A 20,300-nucleotide genomic window follows, 5' to 3' on the forward strand; every position below is an offset into this window, starting at 1 on the left:
GGCAGCAATTTTAAAGAGCAACCTGCATGTCTAAATCAGTACAGAGTAACAGTGCGGTGCTGGTGCACTTCACCCTTAAGCTCGACGATGGCTCCACCGCAGAGTCAACCCGCAATAACGGCAAGCCTGCGCTGTTTCGCCTGGGCGACGGTTCTCTGTCTGAAGGACTGGAACAACACCTGCTGGGGTTAAAAGAAGGTGATAAAACCACTTTTGCTCTGGAACCGGATGCCGCCTTTGGCGTGTCAAGCCCGGACTTAATTCAGTATTTCTCGCGTCGGGAATTTATGGACGCGGGTGAGCCAGAAATTGGCGCTATCATGCTCTTTACCGCAATGGACGGCAGTGAGATGCCTGGCGTGATCCGCGAAATTAACGGTGACTCGATCACGGTTGATTTCAACCATCCGCTGGCCGGGCATACCGTTCATTTTGATATTGAAGTGCTGGAAGTCGAACCGGCACTGGAGGCGTAAAATGCAGATCCTGTTGGCCAACCCGCGCGGTTTTTGCGCTGGTGTAGACCGCGCTATCAGCATTGTGGAAAACGCGCTGGCTATTTACGGCGCGCCGATTTATGTCCGTCATGAAGTGGTGCATAACCGCTATGTGGTGGATAGCCTGCGCGAGCGCGGCGCTATTTTTATCGAGCAAATCAGCGAAGTGCCGGATGGCGCGATCCTGATTTTCTCCGCTCATGGCGTATCTCAGGCGGTACGTAACGAGGCCAAAGGCCGTGACCTCACGGTTTTTGATGCGACCTGCCCGCTGGTAACGAAAGTGCATATGGAAGTTGCCCGCGCCAGCCGTCGCGGTGAAGAGTCGATTCTTATCGGCCACGCTGGTCACCCGGAAGTCGAAGGCACAATGGGCCAGTACAGCAACCCGCAAGGGGGAATGTATCTGGTTGAATCACCGGAAGATGTGCTGAAACTGGACGTCAAAAATGAAGGCAAATTATCCTTCATGACGCAGACCACGCTCTCCGTTGACGACACCTCTGACGTCATTGACGCGCTGCGCCAACGCTTCCCGAAAATTGTCGGGCCGCGCAAAGACGATATCTGTTATGCCACCACCAACCGTCAGGAAGCGGTTCGCGCGCTGGCGGAACAGGCTGATGTTGTGCTGGTGGTCGGCTCGAAAAACTCCTCTAACTCCAACCGTCTGGCTGAACTGGCCCAGCGAATGGGGAAAGCAGCGTATTTGATTGACGATGCGACCGACATCCAGGAAGCGTGGGTGAAAGAAGCTACGTGCGTAGGCGTGACGGCCGGAGCCTCGGCGCCGGATATCCTGGTGCAAAACGTGATTGCTCGTCTGCAAGAGCTTGGCGGTGGAGAAGCTATTCCGCTGGAAGGCCGTGAAGAAAACATTGTTTTCGAAGTACCGAAAGAGCTGCGTGTGGATGTTCGTGAAGTAGAGTAAGTCTTTCCGGTTACGATTATGAGAAGATGCCAGACTTAACGTCTGGCATTTTTTTATGGAGAAACCATGCGCTTACCGATCATTCTTGATACCGATCCCGGCATTGATGATGCCGCCGCTATTGCCGCCGCGCTGTTTGCCCCTGAGCTGGATCTGCAACTAATGACCACGGTAGCAGGCAATGTGTCGGTGGAAAAAACCACCCGTAATGCGTTGCAACTGCTGCACTTCTGGAATGCGGATGTTCCGCTGGCGCAGGGAGCATCGATGCCGCTGGTGCGACCGCTGCGTGATGCCGCTTCCGTACACGGCGAGTCCGGTATGGAAGGGTATGAGTTTGTCGAGCACGATCGCCAGGTGATGGCAAAACCCGCCTTCCAGGCGATTCGCGATGCGCTGATGCATGCCCCGCAGCCCGTGACGCTGGTGGCGATTGGCCCGCTGACCAACATTGCGTTGCTGCTGACCCATTATCCTGAATGCGTATTCAACATTCAGCGTCTGGTGATTATGGGGGGGTCAGCCGGGCGCGGGAACTTCACGCCAAACGCCGAGTTTAATATTGCTATCGATCCCGAGGCTGCCGCGAAAGTTTTCCAGAGCGGGCTGGAGATTGTGATGTGTGGGCTGGATGTCACTAATCAGGCCATGCTCGCCCCAGACTATCTGGCGACGTTGCCTCAGCTTAACCAGACGGGAAAAATGCTGCACGCGCTGTTTAGCCATTACCGTAGCGGCAGCATGAATACGGGGCTGCGAATGCACGACCTGTGCGCTATTGCCTGGCTGGTGCGCCCAGAACTGTTTACCCTGCAGCCGTGCTTCGTGGCGGTTGAAACCCAGGGCGAATATACCTCGGGTACGACGGTGGTGGATATTGAAGGGCGTTTGGGTCATCCGGCAAATGCCCAGGTCGCGCTGGGCCTTGACGTTGAGGGGTTCCAGCAGTGGGTGGCAGAGGTGCTGGCGCTGGCGCCATGAGGCTGTGATCCGGCCCGCAATATGCAAACAGAATTAGCAGGTTAATCGATTAATCTGCTAATCTTACCCTGTTGTTCTCCTCGGGCCGGAGACACATATGAACCTTTCTTTTATCCAGCCACCGCAGGTGGCGTGGGCAAGCGGCGCTTTGGCCGATGGCCCGTTATTGCGCAAATCCACCCGTATTCAGGATCTTACTCACGTTTTTGCCGATGAAAACGCCCGTCAGCAACTGGCTGGCGAGCAGGTCGTGTATGACGTTGAGATGCTGGATACATCTCCCGCAGATGGTGAACTCTACACCGGCGTTACTCATCTTTATCCTGGCCGGGTCGGCTGCGAATATTTTATGACCCGCGGGCATTTCCATGCGCGCCGCGAACAGGGGGAAGTCTATTTCGGCTTGCGTGGCACCGGTTTGCTGCTGTTGCAAACCGAACAGGGCGACGCGAGGCTGGAAAAGGTATTCGCCGGATCCGTCCACATTATCCCTGGCTTTACCGCACATCGGCTAATCAACACCGGGGAGGAGGTGCTGTCGGCGCTCGCCGTATGGCCGGGGATTGCGGGACATGATTATGCGGCGCTTGCCAGGGGCTTCAGAATAAGAGTCTTTGAAGAAAATAAGAGGGTTCAGGCGAAGGAGGTACAGAATGGCTGACTTAGCGCATTCTTACGGCCTCGATATGACGGTTCATCATTGCCCGCTTGGTTTTAGCTATGGGGATGAGGTTACCGGGCCGATGCCGGAAATTCGTCAACTCGATGACATCCGCGCCTCGCTGCGCGATCCATACTGTGAAGGGCCGCAAGAGGTGTATGCCATTGCGATGGATGTGGCGCGAATGCAGGATCGCGAAGAGTTGAAAAAGCGGATGCTGTTGTTTGGCGTGGTGACCTATGCGGCGGGACGGCTGGGGGAGGAGCCGGTGCGTAGTCAGGGACATATTCATCGTATCAGTCAGCACAGCGGCTGGTCCCCGCCGGAGCTTTACGAAATCTGGCAGGGAAAAGCGATAATCTATATGCAGGAGTATGTTGAGGACGACCCGGGCCGCTGTTTCGCTGTGATCGCTGAACCCGGTGAGAAAGTGCTGGTACCACCCGGTTGGGGACATGCGACCATATCCGCAGACCCGAATGTACCGTTAACTTTTGGCGCGTGGTGCGATCGTGAATATGGTTTTGAGTACGAGGCCGTTCGTGCGCATAAAGGGTTGGCGTGGTATCCGTTACTGCAGGGAAACAACGTTATCTGGCAGCATAATCCGCGTTACACTCCTGGACGACTGCAGGCCGTAACGCCCCGACAATATACCGAGCTTTCGATTACTTCCGCACCTGTTTACCAGCAATTCATCGAGGACCCGGCGCGTTTTCAATTTATCTCGCGCCCGGATAAGCACTCTGAGTTGTGGCAAAACTTTCATCCATAAAGAGCCGGGGCATAGCCCCGGTACTGATATTGCCGGATAAGCGGATGCGCCATCCGGCAAATGACAGGTTACCCTGCAAACAGGCCCGTGGCGACGCCGATGGCGGCCAGTATCAACAGTAAAATCATCGCCTTCACTGGCGACACACCACGTTTGGCCATCAGATACCAGGTGCCAAGCACCACAATCAACGGTAGTAACTGTGGGAAGATACCGTCCAGCATTTGTTGAACGTGGATATTCACCCCATCTTTGGTAATAAATTCCAGCCCGGTACCCAGTTTAACGTAGCTTGCCGCCACGCCTCCCATAACAAACACGCCCAGCAGCGATAACGCTTCTCGCAGACGGGCAGACTTGCTGCTCACCAGCATTTCCACCGAGCCGGAACCCATCTTGTAGCCTTTCAGGAACAGGAACCACGAACCGGGAATGATGATAGCCAGCCAGGCAACGGTATAAAACAGCGGCCCCAGAATGTTACCGCCGGCCGCCAGGGCCATACCGATGCTGAGCAAGATAGGGATCAACATGCCAGGGATCATTGAATCGCCGATCCCGGCAATAGGGCCCATCAGACCAACCTTCAGGGTATTGATGGTCTCCCCATCGATCGGCTCACCGTTCGCTTTTTTCTCTTCCAGCCCCAGCACCATGCCATTTACGATCGCGCCTATCTGGGGTTCCGTATTATAGAACGAGGCGTGGCGGCGCAGCATCTCAGTACGCTGGGCTGCGTCGGGATAGAGCTTTTTCGCCACCGGGAGCATACTCAGGCAAAAGCCAAAAGATTCCAGACGTTCAAAGCTCATCGATGACAAGTTGTGCATCATCCATGCGCGCCAGCAGCGGCGAAGATCTTTACGTGTAAGTGTACGTTCTTCCATCAGAATTCATCCTCATCATCATCGGCTACCGACTTTGCATTCGCGGCCTGCGGCGGTTCCGGTTTGTAGTTGTAATGGATCAACGCCAGCAGCGAACCGACGATCACCAGCGCGACCATGTTGAGTTTTAAAAAGACGATGCAGACAAAACCGACGAGGAAGTAGATCAGCATGGTGTAGTTTTTGATGATCTGCTTGAGCAAAATCGCGATCCCGACGGCGGGTAAAATGCCGCCCAGTACGTTCATCGTCGACAGAACAATTTTCGGTAAACTGTCCATAAAACCGCTGATGTATTGTGCCCCGAAGTAGACTGCAATAAAGGTCGGTACAAAGCGCAGGACAAAGTTTGTCACCTGTGGCCAGATGGCGCTGTTCAGGTAAATGCCGCGTTCGTCGCCCCGTTCCAGCGCCACATCTGCCCGGTGATTCCAGAAGGAGTTCAGTACCATCATCGCGTTAAACAAAATGGTTCCGGCGATACCGATGGTGGCTGCCAGCGCAACCGCGACCTCGGGGCCTTTTCCGGAAAGGATCCCTAAAGCAATTGCCGGATAAGCCACAAAGTTGAGGTCGGCGGGCATCGAACCGCCGGGTGTAACCATCGCGATATACACCGCCTGAACCGCAACGCCAATCATGATCCCGGTTTTAATGTCGCCGAGGATAATCCCGACCAGCATTCCGGAAATCAGCGGGCGGGTGATCAGGTACCAGCCGCCGGTCAGTCCCAGCAGCCAGGGGCTGCTGAGGGCGCCGAGATAGCAAAGTATGCCAATCAACGTAGCTTCGATAATCATCGTGCGCTCCTTATTTCAGCTTCTGACGTGCGTCCTGCCAGCTGTAGCAACTGGCATCAGGAACCAGGCGAAACTCAACCAGATGCCCATGCTGCGTCAGCCAGTCAAAGGCGGCAATTTCATCCCCGTTGACCGACTGATTCGGGCCGATGGTGGTGGTATCAGCACGGGCACTCATTGGGCCCACATTAATCTTGCCGTTGGCATTTTTCAGGCTGATACCGGCTTCTTCAATGCGTTTGAGCGTCACGGGGGATTTGCCAATGACGAAATAACGCTTCTCGCTGGCAATGACTTTCGGCAGTTTTTCAATCGCGGTGGCCGTATCAAACAACCAGACTTTGGTGTCCTGCACGGCGCCTTTCATCACCGAAGAGAGCAGAGGGTCGGCCGCGACGGCGTCGTCTATCGCGACAATTCCGTCACAGGGCAGCTCTTTGGCCCAACGTGTCACGAGCTGCCCATGGATTACGCGGTCATCGATACGTACAAAAGAAATACTCATAGTGGTTTCCTTTAAAAATCGTCGGACTGAACGGATAAAACCGGGGCGGCTTTAATCAGCGTGGGTACCGTCAACGCCAGCAGCTCGACGGCTGCGGCGTGAACGTCCGTTAAATGGCAGATCTCCTCGCTTTGTAACAGCATCGGGAAATTAACTCCCGCTACCACGGCAACGGGAGGAACCGTTTGTGCAGAAAACGCATGATGGCAGGCGACATTCCACGGCGTACCGCTTTGCATGTCACACAGCACCAGAACGCCGTCAGCGTCTTTCCCGGCACTTGCGAGAACCTGAGAGAACGTCTGTTTAAACCCTTCGATACCTGCCTGTTCGCTCAGCGTGACGGGATAAACATGTGGTAATTCTCCGTAAACCATACGACCGCTGGCGAGAAGCGCGTCCGCCAGGGGACCATGGGTGGCAACAATAACGTTAATCATGCGCTTATCCTCTAACCCAGGCCTTAATCGTGGCGAGCTGTTGTCCTATGCCTTTGCCAAACGGCGAAATGCGATACTCTCCAACGGCGGCTGGGATGATAAAGGTCTCTGCATAGTTGACGACAAACGGGGCAAACGCGCCGCTCGGGCTTTCGACAACGGCCTGCGCGCCTTCGACCAGGTTCAGGACGTTTACGCCGCCATGGGTATGGTGAGTGACCGGTGCCGTAAACCAGTGGCGACGCGTTTCGATAAATTCGCGTTCGTGCATTCCGGTTCTTTCTTCTCGCCAACCTTCTCCTTCAGCGAGGGGTTCAATACGGTTGACCAGGTTGTCGTGCACCCATTGCGTGTCACGCTGCCAGTCAATAACCTGCTGACCGTGATCCAGATGTACCGGGCGCGGTAAGCCGTCTAACCCTAAGCGACCCCAGTCCCACAGTTTGAAGGTGAAAATATACGGCGTTGCGCTGATCTCCAGCACCATGGTACCTGCTCCCGAACAGTGAACGGTTCCGGCGGGGATCAGGAAGTGATCGTGTTTATGCGCAGGGATCTGATTCACGAATCGTTCATCATCAAACGTTTTTTCACCACGACCCGCGGCACGCAGATCGTCGAGCATATCCTGCGGCGCGATCCCGGTTTTGGTGCCGAGATACACCATGGCGTCCGGCTCGGCTTCGAGAATGTAATAGCTCTCATCCTGGGTATAGTGCATGCCAAACTGCTGCTGAATGTATTCGGTGAGCGGATGAACCTGAAAGCTCAAATTCTGACCGCCAATGGTGTCAAGAAAGTCAAAACGGATCGGGAATTCCGCGCCAAAGCGCGCATGGACTTTTTCGCCTAACAGGGGGCGGGGACAGGTCAACACCAGATCCTGAGAGGGGATCTCGATCCGCACGTTGCCAAAACGCAGTAACAGGCTGTTTTCCTCGGGCACGCAATCAAAACACCACGCGTAATTGGGGGCTGAGGGATCGAGATCGAAGCGTTGTTTCATCCATTGCCCGCCCCAGACGCCGGGGTCAAAGAAAGGGGCAACGCGAAACGGTTGTTGGGTGGTTTGTTGCAGACCGGCGCGTAGCGCGTCGCCGCTGACCATCGCAGGACTATTTTCTACCGTGGTATCGAGCAAATAATCGGCGCGTTTGAGTAACGGCGTTTTGTGTTTGTCGAAGACCCGCCATTCAATGAAAAAAGCACGTTTGTAACGACGAAGAATATCTTCATCCTGGTTTTCTGCCCCCCAGTTACCCAGCCCGTTATGGCGCATGCGTTGCTGAATTTCCCAGCGCGGAAGGTCAGCATAAACCAGCACGTCACCCGGGTGCGCCAATGCAGCGCCAGAGCCGTATACCACGACCAGTCCTTCACTAACGGCATCAATCTGTTGGCGGAGCTGGCTGAGTTTGTCGCTATCAAAAAATTCATCCAGGTGATGACAGGAAAGCACGCCGAATACGCGATCGTCGGTCAGGTTACGTGCCAGTAAATCATGCAGGGCCTGCTCATCGCGACGAGCGGATTCAATATTCAGTACCAGAGCGGTATCAAACGTCCTGATAAGCTGTTGCTCCAGCTCCTCAAGCCGCACGCCCGGATAGCAATCCACGATCAATACGGTTTTGGCTGCGCCAGAAACCCTGGTGTTAAGCACAGAATGGATTGACGACCAACCCTGCCAGGCGTGGTTGTCATAGCCCTGAACGTTAACCTCAGGGTATTTATTATAGGTTGTACGCATTTTCTTTCTCCGTGTTGGCTTATTTAAGATTAATCGATTAACCTTGTTTTCATAGTGTGGTTAACGCGATTAACCCGCCATAATCAGAATCCAGTGCGGTGAAATACGCGTTAGCGTGATGTGAATCACAGGTAAAAAGACAAGATTTCGGTTATTCGATTAACCTTCGTAATAAATCAGGAGAAGTCATGACAACAGTCACGTTGGCGCAGGTAGCTGAACGCGCGGGAGTCTCCACGGCAACCGTTTCAATGGTGTTGCGTAACCGGGGGCGCATTTCTCAGGCCACGCGTGACCGGGTGCTCAAAGCGCTGGATGATGCTGGGTACGTTTATAACCAAACTGCCGCCAACCTGCGTAACCGGAGCAGTAATCAGGTCGGATTGTTGTTACACGATATCACGAACCCTTTTTACGGTGAGATGACGGCAGGGCTAAGCCACGAGATGGAACGGCATGACCTGCTGTTGTTTCTGGCAAACAGCGAAGAGTCAGGAGAGCGGCAGCAAAAATTTGTTGATTCGTTGATGCGCAATAATGCCTGCGGCATGGTGCTCTGTGCGGCGCGCGAAACGCCGACATCCTTCTTTGAAGCGCTGAAAAGGCGCAATATTCCCGCCATCATGGTGGTCCGTCCCCTTAGCGATCCTGATTTTGATTTTGTGGGCACCGATAACTTTCTCGGCACGCAAATGGCGACCACCCATTTAGTCAAAATGGGGCACAAGAATATTGCGTTTATTGGCGGGAGCCCAAGTTCCGGCAGCCGGGCGCAGCGTATCGGCGGATTCACCAGCACATTGCTGGAGCATGGAATATCGCCGAACCCGCAATGGATAGTGGCGACGCAGGCCAGCCAAATTGACGGCGCAAAAGCGGCGGAGTCTCTTCTTCTGCGTTTCCCGCAAATTACCGCCGCCGTTTGCTATCAGGATATCGTGGCGCTTGGGGTCATGCAGGCATTGCGTAAGATGGGGCGTGAACCAGGACGCGATTTTGCGTTGGTGGGGTTCGACGACATCACCGAAGCGGCGCTGGTTCAACCTGCGCTCACCACCGTGTCGGTGGCGGCAAAAGAGATAGGTCGTAAGGCTGGAGAGCTACTTTACAGTCGCATTCAGGGAAATGACGAGCCACCGAAACGTATTATTCTGCCGCCTGCGCTGGTGGTCAGAGAATCATGTGGTTTTAGCTGATCGTCATGCCTTTTACTGATATCTCTGCCTGTTTATCATTAAATTCTAATTATCGACGTTTTCGGCTGGCGGCGCAGCGTCGCGCTGGTTAATCTGAAAACGATTTACGTAAAATTAACAAAAGAGAATAGCTATGCATGATGCACATATCCGCGTTGCCATCGCGGGAGCCGGAGGACGCATGGGGCGTCAGTTGATTCAGGCCACTCTCGGCATGGATGGCGTACAGCTCGGCGCGGCGCTGGAGCGCGAAGGATCTTCCTTACTGGGAAGCGATGCTGGAGAGTTAGCGGGAGCCGGGAAAACGGGCGTTACCGTACAAAGTAGCCTTGAAGCGGTGAAAGATGATTTCGATGTTTTCATCGATTTTACCCGCCCGGAAGGCACGCTGGCGCATCTGGCGTTTTGCCGCCAGCACGGTAAAGGGATGGTGATTGGCACCACCGGCTTTGATGACGCAGGTAAACAGGCTATTCGCGATGCCGCGCAGGAGATTGCTATCGTTTTCGCCGCGAACTTTAGCGTTGGCGTCAATGTCATGCTTAAGCTGCTGGAGAAGGCGGCGAAAGTGATGGGTGATTACACCGATATTGAGATTATTGAAGCCCACCACCGCCATAAAGTGGATGCGCCGTCAGGCACTGCGCTGGCGATGGGCGAGGCGATTGCCGGGGCGCTGGATAAAGATTTAAAAGAGTGCGCGGTCTATTCGCGTGAAGGTTACACCGGCGAGCGCGTACCGGGCACGATCGGTTTTGCCACGGTGCGGGCGGGGGATATCGTCGGTGAGCATACCGCGATGTTTGCCGATATTGGCGAGCGTATTGAGATCACGCATAAAGCGTCCAGCCGTATGACCTTTGCCAATGGCGCAGTGCGATCGGCGATTTGGCTGAAATCAAAGTCAAATGGTCTTTTTGATATGAAAGATGTGCTTAATTTACGCAATTTATAGCTTTTATTACCCTTCGTGATGTGGTTATTGTAATCATAATTACTTGATTACATAGGGCAATATTTTATTGCCCTTTTATTTTTTGCTTTTGAGTGTGTTTTTTCTTTTAATCTGGCGTTTGTCTGTATTTTGTTGGATGATTTTGTTATCTCAATGTAAATTTTGACCAAATGGTCCACTTTTTTCTATCATGCTTCATGTTTTTACACTCTTTGCCTGCCGCAAGCGTTTTCCACTCCGAGTTAGCTGATCTTTTTGCCTGTTAAATCGTGTGATTTATCCCAGTGGCGTAAAATAATAATAAAAAATGCCCTTTTGGGTAGACTTTTACGTGGGCTATCTCTAGAATGCCGCCGTTTGCCAGAAATCCATAGGTAAGCAAATTTGCATTGATTCATGAGGTGTTAATGAATTAATATGCAAATAAAGTGAGTGAATATTCTCTGGAGGGTGTTTTGATTAAGTCAGCGCTATTGGTTCTGGAAGACGGAACCCAGTTTCACGGTCGGGCCATAGGGGCAACAGGTTCGGCGGTTGGGGAAGTCGTTTTCAATACTTCAATGACCGGTTATCAAGAAATCCTCACTGATCCTTCCTATTCCCGCCAAATCGTCACTCTTACTTATCCTCATATCGGTAATGTCGGCACCAACGAAGCCGATGCAGAATCTTCTCAGGTACATGCGCAAGGCCTGGTCATCCGCGACCTGCCGCTGATTGCCAGCAACTTCCGCGATACTGAAGACCTCTCTTCTTACCTCAAACGCCATAACATTGTGGCGATTGCCGATATCGATACCCGTAAGCTGACGCGTTTGCTGCGTGAAAAGGGCGCACAAAACGGCTGCATCATCGCGGGCGATAACCCGGATGCGGCGCTGGCACTGGAAAAAGCGAAAGCCTTCCCGGGTCTGAACGGTATGGATCTGGCGAAAGAAGTGACCACCGCGGAGCCTTATAGCTGGACGCAGGGGAGCTGGACGCTGGCCGGTGACCTGCCGGAAGCTAAATCCGCCGATGAACTGCCGTTCCACGTTGTGGCTTACGATTTCGGCGCCAAACGTAACATTCTGCGTATGTTAGCGGACCGCGGCTGCCGCCTGACGGTGGTTCCGGCGAAGACCTCCGCAGAAGACGTGCTGGCGATGAATCCAGATGGCATTTTCCTGTCCAACGGCCCTGGCGACCCGGCGCCGTGCGACTACGCGATTACCGCGATTCAGAAATTCCTCGAAACCGATATTCCGGTATTTGGCATCTGCCTCGGCCATCAGCTGCTGGCGCTGGCGAGCGGTGCGAAGACCATTAAGATGAAGTTTGGCCACCACGGCGGCAACCATCCGGTAAAAGATATTGATAACAACACCGTGATGATCACCGCGCAGAACCACGGTTTTGCGGTCGATGAGGCTTCCATGCCTGCCAACCTGCGCGTGACCCACAAGTCACTGTTCGACGGCACCCTGCAGGGGATTCATCGTACCGACAAACCGGCGTTCAGCTTCCAGGGTCACCCTGAAGCGAGCCCTGGCCCGCACGATGCCGCACCGCTGTTCGATCACTTCATCGAACTTGTAGAGCAATACCGTAAGACCGCTAAATAATCAGGAGCTGAGAAGACAATGCCAAAACGTACAGACATAAAAAGCATCCTGATCCTCGGCGCGGGTCCGATTGTTATCGGTCAGGCGTGTGAGTTTGACTACTCCGGCGCGCAGGCGTGTAAAGCGCTGCGTGAAGAGGGTTACCGCGTTATTCTGGTGAACTCCAACCCGGCAACCATCATGACCGACCCGGAAATGGCCGATGCCACCTACATCGAGCCGATTCACTGGGAAGTGGTGCGTAAAATCATCGAAAAAGAGCGCCCGGACGCGGTGCTGCCAACTATGGGCGGTCAGACGGCGCTTAACTGCGCGCTGGAACTGGAACGTCAGGGCGTACTGGCTGAGTTCGGCGTGACCATGATTGGCGCGACGGCGGATGCCATTGATAAAGCGGAAGACCGTCGTCGCTTCGACATCGCGATGAAAAAAATTGGTCTTGATACCGCGCGTTCAGGCATCGCCCACACCATGGAAGAAGCGCTGGCGGTTGCCGCTGACGTTGGCTTCCCGTGCATTATCCGCCCTAGCTTCACCATGGGCGGCACCGGCGGCGGTATCGCCTACAACCGCGAAGAGTTCGAAGAAATCTGCGAACGTGGTCTGGATCTTTCCCCAACCAACGAGCTGCTGATTGATGAATCGCTGATTGGCTGGAAAGAGTACGAGATGGAAGTGGTGCGTGATAAAAACGACAACTGCATCATCGTCTGCTCCATCGAAAACTTTGACGCGATGGGTATCCATACCGGTGACTCCATCACCGTAGCACCTGCCCAGACGCTGACCGACAAAGAATATCAAATCATGCGTAACGCCTCGATGGCGGTACTGCGTGAAATCGGCGTGGAAACCGGCGGTTCTAACGTCCAGTTTGCGGTAAACCCGAAAAACGGCCGCCTGATTGTCATCGAGATGAACCCGCGCGTATCCCGTTCTTCTGCGCTGGCATCTAAAGCCACCGGTTTCCCGATTGCGAAAGTCGCCGCCAAGCTGGCGGTGGGCTATACCCTCGACGAACTGATGAACGACATCACCGGCGGCCGTACTCCGGCTTCATTTGAGCCGTCCATCGACTACGTTGTGACCAAAATTCCACGCTTCAACTTCGAGAAATTCGTTGGCGCTAACGACCGTCTGACCACGCAGATGAAATCTGTCGGTGAAGTGATGGCGATTGGCCGCACCCAGCAGGAATCGCTGCAGAAAGCGCTGCGCGGTCTGGAAGTGGGCGCGACCGGCTTCGACCCGAAAGTAAGCCTCGACGATCCGGAAGCATTGACCAAAATCCGCCGCGAGCTGAAAGACGCGGGCGCTGAGCGTATCTGGTACATCGCCGATGCCTTCCGTGCGGGCCTGTCCATCGATGGCGTGTTCAACCTGACCAACATCGACCGCTGGTTCCTGGTGCAGATTGAAGAGCTGGTGCGTCTGGAAGAAAAAGTCACCGACCTTGGCATTAACGGCCTCGACGCTGACTTCCTGCGCGTACTGAAGCGTAAAGGCTTCGCTGATGCGCGTCTGGCGAAACTGGCCGGCGTACGCGAAGCGGAAATCCGCAAGCTGCGTGACCAATTTAATCTGCACCCGGTCTACAAGCGTGTGGATACCTGTGCGGCAGAATTTGCCACCGATACCGCCTACATGTACTCCACTTATGAAGACGAGTGTGAAGCGAATCCGTCCGTCGACCGCGACAAGATTATGGTGCTGGGCGGTGGTCCAAACCGTATCGGCCAGGGTATTGAGTTCGATTACTGCTGCGTACACGCCTCGCTGGCGCTGCGTGAAGACGGTTACGAGACCATTATGGTCAACTGTAACCCGGAAACGGTTTCTACCGACTACGACACTTCTGACCGCCTGTACTTCGAGCCGGTCACGCTTGAAGACGTACTGGAAATCGTGCGCATCGAGAAGCCAAAAGGCGTCATCGTGCAATACGGCGGCCAGACCCCGCTGAAGCTGGCGCGTGCGCTGGAAGCGGCAGGCGTACCGGTTATCGGCACCAGCCCAGATGCCATCGACCGGGCGGAAGACCGCGAGCGTTTCCAGCAGGCGGTTGACCGTCTGAAGCTGAAACAACCGGCGAACGCTACCGTAACCGCCATTGAGATGGCCGTTGAGAAGGCGAAAGAGATTGGTTACCCGTTGGTGGTGCGCCCGTCCTACGTACTTGGCGGCCGCGCGATGGAAATCGTCTACGACGAAGCCGACCTGCGTCGCTACTTCCAGACTGCGGTCAGCGTTTCTAACGATGCGCCAGTGCTGCTGGACCGTTTCCTTGATGATGCAGTTGAAGTGGACGTGGATGCTATCTGCGACGGCGAAATGGTGCTGATTGGCGGCATCATGGAGCACATCGAACAGGCGGGCGTGCACTCTGGCGACTCCGCATGTTCTCTGCCAGCGTACACCCTGAGCCAGGAAATTCAGGATATGATGCGCCAGCAGGTGCAGAAACTGGCCTTCGAGCTGCAGGTTCGCGGTCTGATGAACGTCCAGTTTGCCGTGAAGAATAACGAAGTTTATCTGATTGAAGTGAACCCGCGTGCGGCGCGTACCGTTCCGTTCGTCTCCAAGGCAACTGGCGTACCGCTGGCAAAAGTCGCGGCGCGCGTGATGGCCGGGAAAACGCTGGCACAGCAGGGCGTAACTAAAGAAGTTATCCCGCCTTACTACTCGGTGAAAGAAGTGGTGCTGCCGTTCAACAAATTCCCAGGCGTTGACCCGCTGTTAGGGCCAGAAATGCGCTCTACCGGGGAAGTGATGGGCGTGGGCCGCACCTTCGCGGAAGCGTTCGCCAAGGCACAACTGGGCAGTAGCTCCACCATGAAAAAGCAGGGTCGTGCGCTGCTCTCCGTTCGCGAAGGCGATAAAGAGCGCGTGGTTGACCTGGCGGCGAAGCTGCTGAAGTTTGGCTTCGAGCTTGATGCGACGCACGGGACCGCGATTGTGCTGGGCGAAGCGGGTATCAATCCACGTCTGGTGAACAAGGTGCATGAAGGCCGTCCGCACATTCAGGACCGTATCAAGAATGGCGAATATACTTACATCATCAACACCACCGAAGGTCGTCAGGCGATTGAAGACTCCAAGCTGATTCGCCGTAGCGCACTGCAGTATAAGGTGCATTATGACACTACCCTGAACGGTGGTTTCGCGACGGCGATGGCGCTAAATGCTGACGCTACCGAGAAGGTGACCTCGGTTCAGGAAATGCACGCGCAGATCAAAAAGGCATAAAAAAAGGGTCCGGTGATAATTGCGTTAACCGGACCAGCAATATAATTTTGAAAGGGTTTCTGTAAAGAAACCCTTTTTTAATCTCGTGTAAGGTCATTCCTGGCCAAATGCGCTTTCATAACCACATTTTCAATGTAATAAGCACGATGTTGCTCACACTAATCAACATTCAAGTCGCATACTATCTTTTATATCCACAATTTTAATATGGCTTAGTTTTTATTAATTTGGACAGGCCGTAGCCAGATTTTTAATTTGTGAAATGGTGTGCTTATGTGTGAAAAATATGTTGAAAGACCGCTTTATTTGTTAATCGCTGACTGGATGATGGCTGAGGATCGTTGGATCACCGCAAAGGAAATTTCCCGCCATTTTGATATTGAACACTGCAAAGCAATTAATACGCTCTCTTATATTCTGTCGGAAGTGGGAGAAATTGTTTGTGAAGTTAAGATGATCCCTAATCAGATTGCGGGCCGTGGTTGCCAGTGCCAGCGTCTGGTGAAAGTCATCAGTATTGATTCTCACCTCTACAGACGATTGAATCACAATTTGCAGGAAAAAAAGGTGAGCATGGCGAAAACGCCGCGCCTGTCAGCGGTTCCTCCAACAGAGCTCAACCGTGAGCAGAAATGGCAGATGATGCTCTCCAAGAGTATGCGTCGCTAATTGTCAGTTTGCCTGATGGCGGCATAAACGGTGATTGACTCACAGGCCGGATAAGCGTGAGCGCATCCGGCATCAATTACTGTGCTGATTTTGGTTTCACGTCCGTCGTGCCTTTCAGACGCGGCCGGTTTTCTTCGACCCGCGTTAAAGGCAGCGTTTCGTGTAGGCCTGTCTGGCAGCGGATAGCAAGGTCCTGATACTCTTTCGTGTTCAGCCGTTTCCAGTGAAGTTCCTGGTCCGTGACTTCGCGTAGAACGCGAACCGGTGAGCCAACCAGCATCTGCCTTGCCTCCCCCTGAAATCCGGCTTTGACAAAGCTCATGGCGGCGACAATGCTCTCTTCGCCAATCACCGCGCCGTCCATAATGACGCTGTTCATACCGATCAGCGAATCTCTGCCCACCACGCAACCGTGCAGGATCGCGCCATGGCCGATGTGTCCATTTTCATGCACGACGGTATCTGTGTCGCAGTAGCCATGCATGATGCAGCCATCCTGCAGATTAGCGCCTGCCTCCAGGATCAAGCGTCCATAGTCTCCGCGCAATGACGCGTGCGGACCAATATAAACTCCAGCCCCCACAATGACATCGCCAATCAGCACGGCGCTGGGATGGACAAAAGCATCCGGATGTACCACCGGAATCAAACCCTCAAAGGCGTAGTAGCTCATCGTTTTATCTCGGTTTTATGGCCGGATAAGCGAAGCGCTATCCGGCATTGGCACATTAACGACCTTTCCATACCGGATCGCGTTTTTCGGCAAACGCCTGCGGCCCTTCGAGCGCATCTTCCGAGTGCAGCACCGACGGATAGTGCTTTAGCACGCCGCTGCGGATGTAACGGTAGCCTTCTTCCACCGGCATTTCGCTGGTCGCACGGTAAATCTCTTTCAGTGCGGCAATAGCGAGCGGGGCGCTATTTACCAGCTGCTGCGCCAGTTCGCGTGCGCTATCCATCAGTTCGCTCTGGCTGACAACGCGGTTGACGATACCCCAACGCAGCGCTTCTTCGGCGCTCATTCGCCTGCCGGTCATCACCATTTCGTTGACAATAGCCGGTGGCAACAGTTTAGGCAGACGCAGTACGCCGCCGCTGTCAGGCACGATCCCGAGCTTGGCTTCCGGCAGCGCGAAGCTGGCGTTTTCCGCGCAGACGATAAAATCCGCCGCCAGCGCCAGCTCAAAACCACCGCCAAACGCATAACCGTTTACCGCGGCGATGACTGGTTTATCGAGGTCGAAAATTTCGGTTAAACCGGCGAAGCCGCCTGGGCCAAAATCGGCATCCGGCGCTTCACCTTCAGCCGCCGCTTTTAAATCCCAGCCCGCAGAAAAGAATTTCTCGCCACCGCCGGTGATAATCGCTACGCGTAATTCCGGGTCGTCACGAAAATTAAGAAAAGCTTCCCCCATGGCAAAGCTGGTTTTCGCGTCGATGGCATTGGCTTTAGGCCGGTCGAGGGTAATTTCCAGGATCGAGCCGTTACGGGTCAGATGTAATGATTCACTCATAGTTCATCTCCAGATAAATAGGTTTCCCGGCAGGAGGAATTCCGGCCGGAAGGCTTATTTCAGATTTTTTTTGATTATTTTTCCTGAACAATTACGCGGCAGGTCGGCTCTGATCTCCATAAAAGAGGGAACCTTGAATTTCGCCATATTGTTTTCACAGAAGCTGAAGAACTCAGCTTCGCTTAATGTTTCACCTTCATTAAGGACGATAAACGCTTTGATGGCTTCATCACGGATCGAGTCTTTAATACCAACCACCACAATGTCCTGAATTTTCGGATGCGCAGAAATAATATTTTCCAGTTCGACGCAGGAGACATTTTCCCCGCCGCGTTTAATCATGTTGCAGCGCCTGTCGACGAAATAAAAAAAGCCGTCTGCATCCTGGTAACCTGAATCTCCGGTATGTAACCAGCCCTCAGGTTCCAGCGCTTTGGCGGTAGCCTCCGGCTGGGCGTAGTACTCTTTGAAGATTGTTTTGCCCGGCACGCCTTTAATGCAGATTTCGCCAATTTCTCCGGCGGGCAGGGGACGGTTGTGATCGTCACGGATTTCGGCTTCATAGCTAAAACCTACGCGACCAATAGAGGGCCAGCGCCGCTTGTCTCCGGGACGGTCGCCAATAATACCGACGATGGTTTCAGTCATGCCGTAGGAGGTCAGCAGCCTGACGCCAAAGCGTTCGGTAAAGGCGTCTTTTTCCTGCGCAGATAAATTGAGATAGAACATGACTTCGCGCAGGTGATGCTGTCTGTCGGTTGGTGCGGCAGGTTGTACCATCAGCGTTCTGATCATCATCGGAATGCATTCGGTGACCGTCGCCTGATATCTACGCACCTGATCCCAGAACGCTCTGGCGCTGTACTTCTCCAACAGCACAAAGGTGCTGCCTGCGGAGAATGCCGCCATAGCCGCCGTACACTGGCAGTCGATATGAAAAGCGGGCATCACCGTCATATAGACGTCATCATCGCGCAGAGCGATTTGCCAGGAAGTGTAGTAGCCTGCAAAACGCAGGTTGTAGTGGGTAATCACCACCCCTTTAGGCCGCGAGGTGGTGCCTGAGGTAAACAGAATTTCCGCCGTATCGTCAGTGGATAACGCGGGCGTATAGCACAGCGTGGTCGACTGGCTGGCCTGCAGTTGGGTAAAGTGGCTCACGCCGTCGTCAACCGGAAGCTGCTCGCCAATCAGACAGATATGATTCAGCGGAGTGGTATTTTCCAGCCGTATCTGGCGGTACATAGGATAAAACTGGGCGCTGGTGACCAGCATGCTCACCTGGCTGTTTTGCAGGATCCAGGCGCTTTCTTCGCCCAGTAAGCGGGCATTAATCGGCACCATAATGGCGCCAATTTTTGCCAGCCCAAACCAGCAAAAGATGAATTCCGGACAGTTATCCAGATGCAATGCGACCTTATCGCCCTTGCGGATCCCTAAGGAATGGAAAAGGTTTGCCGTGCGGTTAATCTCTTCATTGAGCGAGGCATAGCTAAACTGCCGAACGATTCCTTCGCAGGATTCGAAAATTAACGCCGTTTTATTTCCGTACACCCCGGCCAGGTCGTCCCACATCTGACGTAAGTTTTGTCCGCCAACGATATCCATATTGCTTTATCCACTGAAATCAGGCGTGAGCGCCAACCAACGAGCGGGTCAGCGCGTCGCGTTTATTCCTCAACTCTGGCCAGGCCTTTGCCGACCAGCTCATTTATGTCTGCTTCGCTATAACCGATGTTTTTCAGAATGGCGGCGGTATCCATGCCGTGTGATGGCATGCCACGCCAGATTTTCCCCGGGTTGTTTTTAAATTTCGGCATGATGTTCGGCCCTTTGCAGGTGCGACCGTCCATCGTCTGCCACTGAGTAATGGATTCACGGGCAACGTACTGCGGGTTGCCTTCCAGTTCCGGAATGGTCAGCACCTTCGCGCAGGCGATGTTCAGCTCAGCAAAGCGCGCCTGGACTTCGGCGATGGTGTGCGTTGCCAGCCAGGCGTCCAGTTTCTCTTCCACGAGCGGACCGTATGGGCATTCCACGCGATGAATAAGCTGGGTACCTTCCGGGACTTCCGGTGTGCCAAGAATGTGGGCGAGGCCAATATCCTTGAAGCACTCGTTGATTTGCGTGATGCCGACCAGCTCCATGACGATATAGCCATCGGCGCATTTATACAGGCCGCAGCCAGCGTAATACGGGTCTTTGCCTTTGGTCATGCGTGGGCAAATTTCGCCGCCGTTGAAGTAGTCCATCATGAAGTATTGCCCCATGCGCAGCATTACTTCGTACATGGCGATATCAATGCTTTCGCCTTTACCCGTTTCGCGTACTTTGTGCAGGGCCGCCAGCGCAGCCGTCGTTGCGGTCATCCCGGAGAAGTAATCGGCGGTGTACGGGAAGGCGGGCATTGGCTGATCAACGTCGCCGTTTTGGATCAAATAGCCGCTGAACGCCTGCGCGATGGTGTTATACGCCGGAAGATTGGTGTACTCCTCGGTACCATACTGGCCAAAGCCGGAAAGGTGGGCGATAACCAGCTTCGGGTTATGTTCCCACAGCACTTCATCGGTAATACCGCGGCGGGCAAAGGCCGGGCCTTTACTGGCTTCAATGAAAATATCGGTGGTTTCCATGAGCTTCAGAAACGCTTCCCGGCCTTCATCTTTGAAAATATTCAGCGACAGGGCGTGCAAGTTACGGCGTGAGAGCTGCGGATAGTTAGGCTGTACGCGGATAGTATCTGCCCATGCGACGTTTTCAATCCAGATAACCTCCGCGCCCCATTCGGCGAACATTTGTCCGGCGAACGGACCGGCAATTTCGATCCCTGAAAAAACGACGCGTACCCCGGCAAGTGGGCCAAAGGCTGGCATGGGTAAATGATGCATA

At 54.0% G+C, this 20,300-nt stretch carries 19 protein-coding genes; 10 read left to right on the plus strand and 9 right to left on the minus strand.

All coding sequences use genetic code 11. The features are described 5' to 3' along the window. Positions 1-26 precede the first annotated feature (26 nt). The 5 genes from fkpB (at position 27) to LA337_02995 (ending at position 3,845) form a co-directional block, all read left to right on the plus strand. Positions 27-476, plus strand: coding sequence for an FKBP-type peptidyl-prolyl cis-trans isomerase (gene fkpB, locus LA337_02975; GenBank protein UBI16672.1), 450 nt, complete (start codon positions 27-29; stop codon positions 474-476). A gap of 1 nt (position 477) precedes the next feature. After that, positions 478-1,428, plus strand: coding sequence for a 4-hydroxy-3-methylbut-2-enyl diphosphate reductase (gene ispH, locus LA337_02980; GenBank protein UBI16673.1), 951 nt, complete (start codon positions 478-480; stop codon positions 1,426-1,428). A 66-nt stretch (positions 1,429-1,494) separates the two neighbouring features. Beyond that, positions 1,495-2,409 (plus strand): ribonucleoside hydrolase RihC, encoded by a 915-nt coding sequence (rihC, locus tag LA337_02985; protein UBI16674.1) that lies wholly within the window; start codon positions 1,495-1,497, stop codon positions 2,407-2,409. Positions 2,410-2,506: 97 nt separating this feature from the next. Then, positions 2,507-3,070 (plus strand): glucose-6-phosphate isomerase, encoded by a 564-nt coding sequence (locus tag LA337_02990; protein UBI16675.1) that lies wholly within the window; start codon positions 2,507-2,509, stop codon positions 3,068-3,070. Then, complete coding sequence (locus LA337_02995; GenBank protein UBI16676.1) at positions 3,063-3,845, plus strand: glucose-6-phosphate isomerase; 783 nt, start codon at positions 3,063-3,065, stop codon at positions 3,843-3,845. The genes LA337_02990 and LA337_02995 overlap by 8 nt, the downstream gene beginning before the upstream one ends. Before the next feature lie 68 nt (positions 3,846-3,913). Here the strand turns inward: LA337_02995 and LA337_03000 are convergent, their stop codons facing one another. Genes LA337_03000 through LA337_03020 form a run of 5 tightly spaced genes read right to left on the minus strand, consistent with a single transcriptional unit; the run spans position 3,914 to position 8,227 of the window. Then, positions 3,914-4,732 carry a PTS system mannose/fructose/sorbose family transporter subunit IID gene (locus LA337_03000; GenBank protein UBI16677.1) on the minus strand — a complete coding sequence of 273 codons (819 nt, stop codon included), beginning with the start codon at positions 4,730-4,732 and terminating at the stop codon, positions 3,914-3,916. Then, positions 4,732-5,532 carry a PTS sugar transporter subunit IIC gene (locus LA337_03005; protein UBI16678.1) on the minus strand — a complete coding sequence of 267 codons (801 nt, stop codon included), beginning with the start codon at positions 5,530-5,532 and terminating at the stop codon, positions 4,732-4,734. Before LA337_03005 ends, LA337_03000 begins: the two co-directional genes overlap by 1 nt. A 10-nt stretch (positions 5,533-5,542) precedes the next feature. Further along, on the minus strand, positions 5,543-6,037 hold the full coding sequence (locus tag LA337_03010) for a PTS sugar transporter subunit IIB (protein UBI16679.1): 495 nt from the start codon (positions 6,035-6,037) through the stop codon (positions 5,543-5,545). Between the two features lie 11 nt (positions 6,038-6,048). After that, a complete protein-coding gene (locus LA337_03015) occupies positions 6,049-6,477 on the minus strand; it encodes a PTS fructose transporter subunit IIA (protein UBI16680.1) in 429 nt (142 codons plus the stop codon). A 4-nt stretch (positions 6,478-6,481) separates the two neighbouring features. Further along, positions 6,482-8,227, minus strand: coding sequence for a class I mannose-6-phosphate isomerase (locus LA337_03020; protein UBI16681.1), 1,746 nt, complete (start codon positions 8,225-8,227; stop codon positions 6,482-6,484). Between the two features lie 188 nt (positions 8,228-8,415). Between LA337_03020 and LA337_03025 the strand changes: the two genes are divergently transcribed. The 5 genes from LA337_03025 (at position 8,416) to caiF (ending at position 15,897) form a co-directional block, all read left to right on the plus strand. Then, a complete protein-coding gene (locus LA337_03025; protein ID UBI16682.1) occupies positions 8,416-9,423 on the plus strand; it encodes a LacI family DNA-binding transcriptional regulator in 1,008 nt (335 codons plus the stop codon). 133 nt (positions 9,424-9,556) lie between these two features. Further along, the gene (gene dapB, locus LA337_03030; protein UBI16683.1) at positions 9,557-10,378 is read left to right on the plus strand and encodes a 4-hydroxy-tetrahydrodipicolinate reductase; all 822 of its coding nucleotides are present in this window, start codon (positions 9,557-9,559) and stop codon (positions 10,376-10,378) included. A 455-nt stretch (positions 10,379-10,833) separates the two neighbouring features. After that, on the plus strand, positions 10,834-11,982 hold the full coding sequence (gene carA, locus LA337_03035; protein ID UBI16684.1) for a glutamine-hydrolyzing carbamoyl-phosphate synthase small subunit: 1,149 nt from the start codon (positions 10,834-10,836) through the stop codon (positions 11,980-11,982). An 18-nt stretch (positions 11,983-12,000) separates the two neighbouring features. Further along, the gene (gene carB / locus LA337_03040) at positions 12,001-15,228 is read left to right on the plus strand and encodes a carbamoyl-phosphate synthase large subunit (GenBank protein UBI16685.1); all 3,228 of its coding nucleotides are present in this window, start codon (positions 12,001-12,003) and stop codon (positions 15,226-15,228) included. Between the two features lie 273 nt (positions 15,229-15,501). Further along, the gene (gene caiF / locus LA337_03045) at positions 15,502-15,897 is read left to right on the plus strand and encodes a carnitine metabolism transcriptional regulator CaiF (protein UBI16686.1); all 396 of its coding nucleotides are present in this window, start codon (positions 15,502-15,504) and stop codon (positions 15,895-15,897) included. 76 nt (positions 15,898-15,973) lie between these two features. On the opposite strand, the gene caiE is transcribed toward caiF, so the two are convergent. The 4 genes from caiE to caiB form a co-directional block, all read right to left on the minus strand. Continuing rightward, a complete protein-coding gene (gene caiE / locus LA337_03050) occupies positions 15,974-16,570 on the minus strand; it encodes a carnitine operon protein CaiE (GenBank protein UBI16687.1) in 597 nt (198 codons plus the stop codon). Between the two features lie 55 nt (positions 16,571-16,625). After that, a complete protein-coding gene (gene caiD / locus LA337_03055; protein ID UBI16688.1) occupies positions 16,626-17,411 on the minus strand; it encodes a crotonobetainyl-CoA hydratase in 786 nt (261 codons plus the stop codon). A 54-nt stretch (positions 17,412-17,465) separates the two neighbouring features. After that, positions 17,466-19,019 (minus strand): crotonobetaine/carnitine-CoA ligase, encoded by a 1,554-nt coding sequence (gene caiC, locus LA337_03060; protein ID UBI16689.1) that lies wholly within the window; start codon positions 19,017-19,019, stop codon positions 17,466-17,468. A gap of 62 nt (positions 19,020-19,081) precedes the next feature. Continuing rightward, positions 19,082-20,299 (minus strand): L-carnitine CoA-transferase, encoded by a 1,218-nt coding sequence (caiB, locus tag LA337_03065; GenBank protein UBI16690.1) that lies wholly within the window; start codon positions 20,297-20,299, stop codon positions 19,082-19,084. Between the last annotated feature and the right edge of the window lies 1 nt (position 20,300).

It is taken from the genome of Citrobacter europaeus (assembly GCA_020099315.1).
GTDB lineage: Bacteria > Pseudomonadota > Gammaproteobacteria > Enterobacterales > Enterobacteriaceae > Citrobacter > Citrobacter europaeus.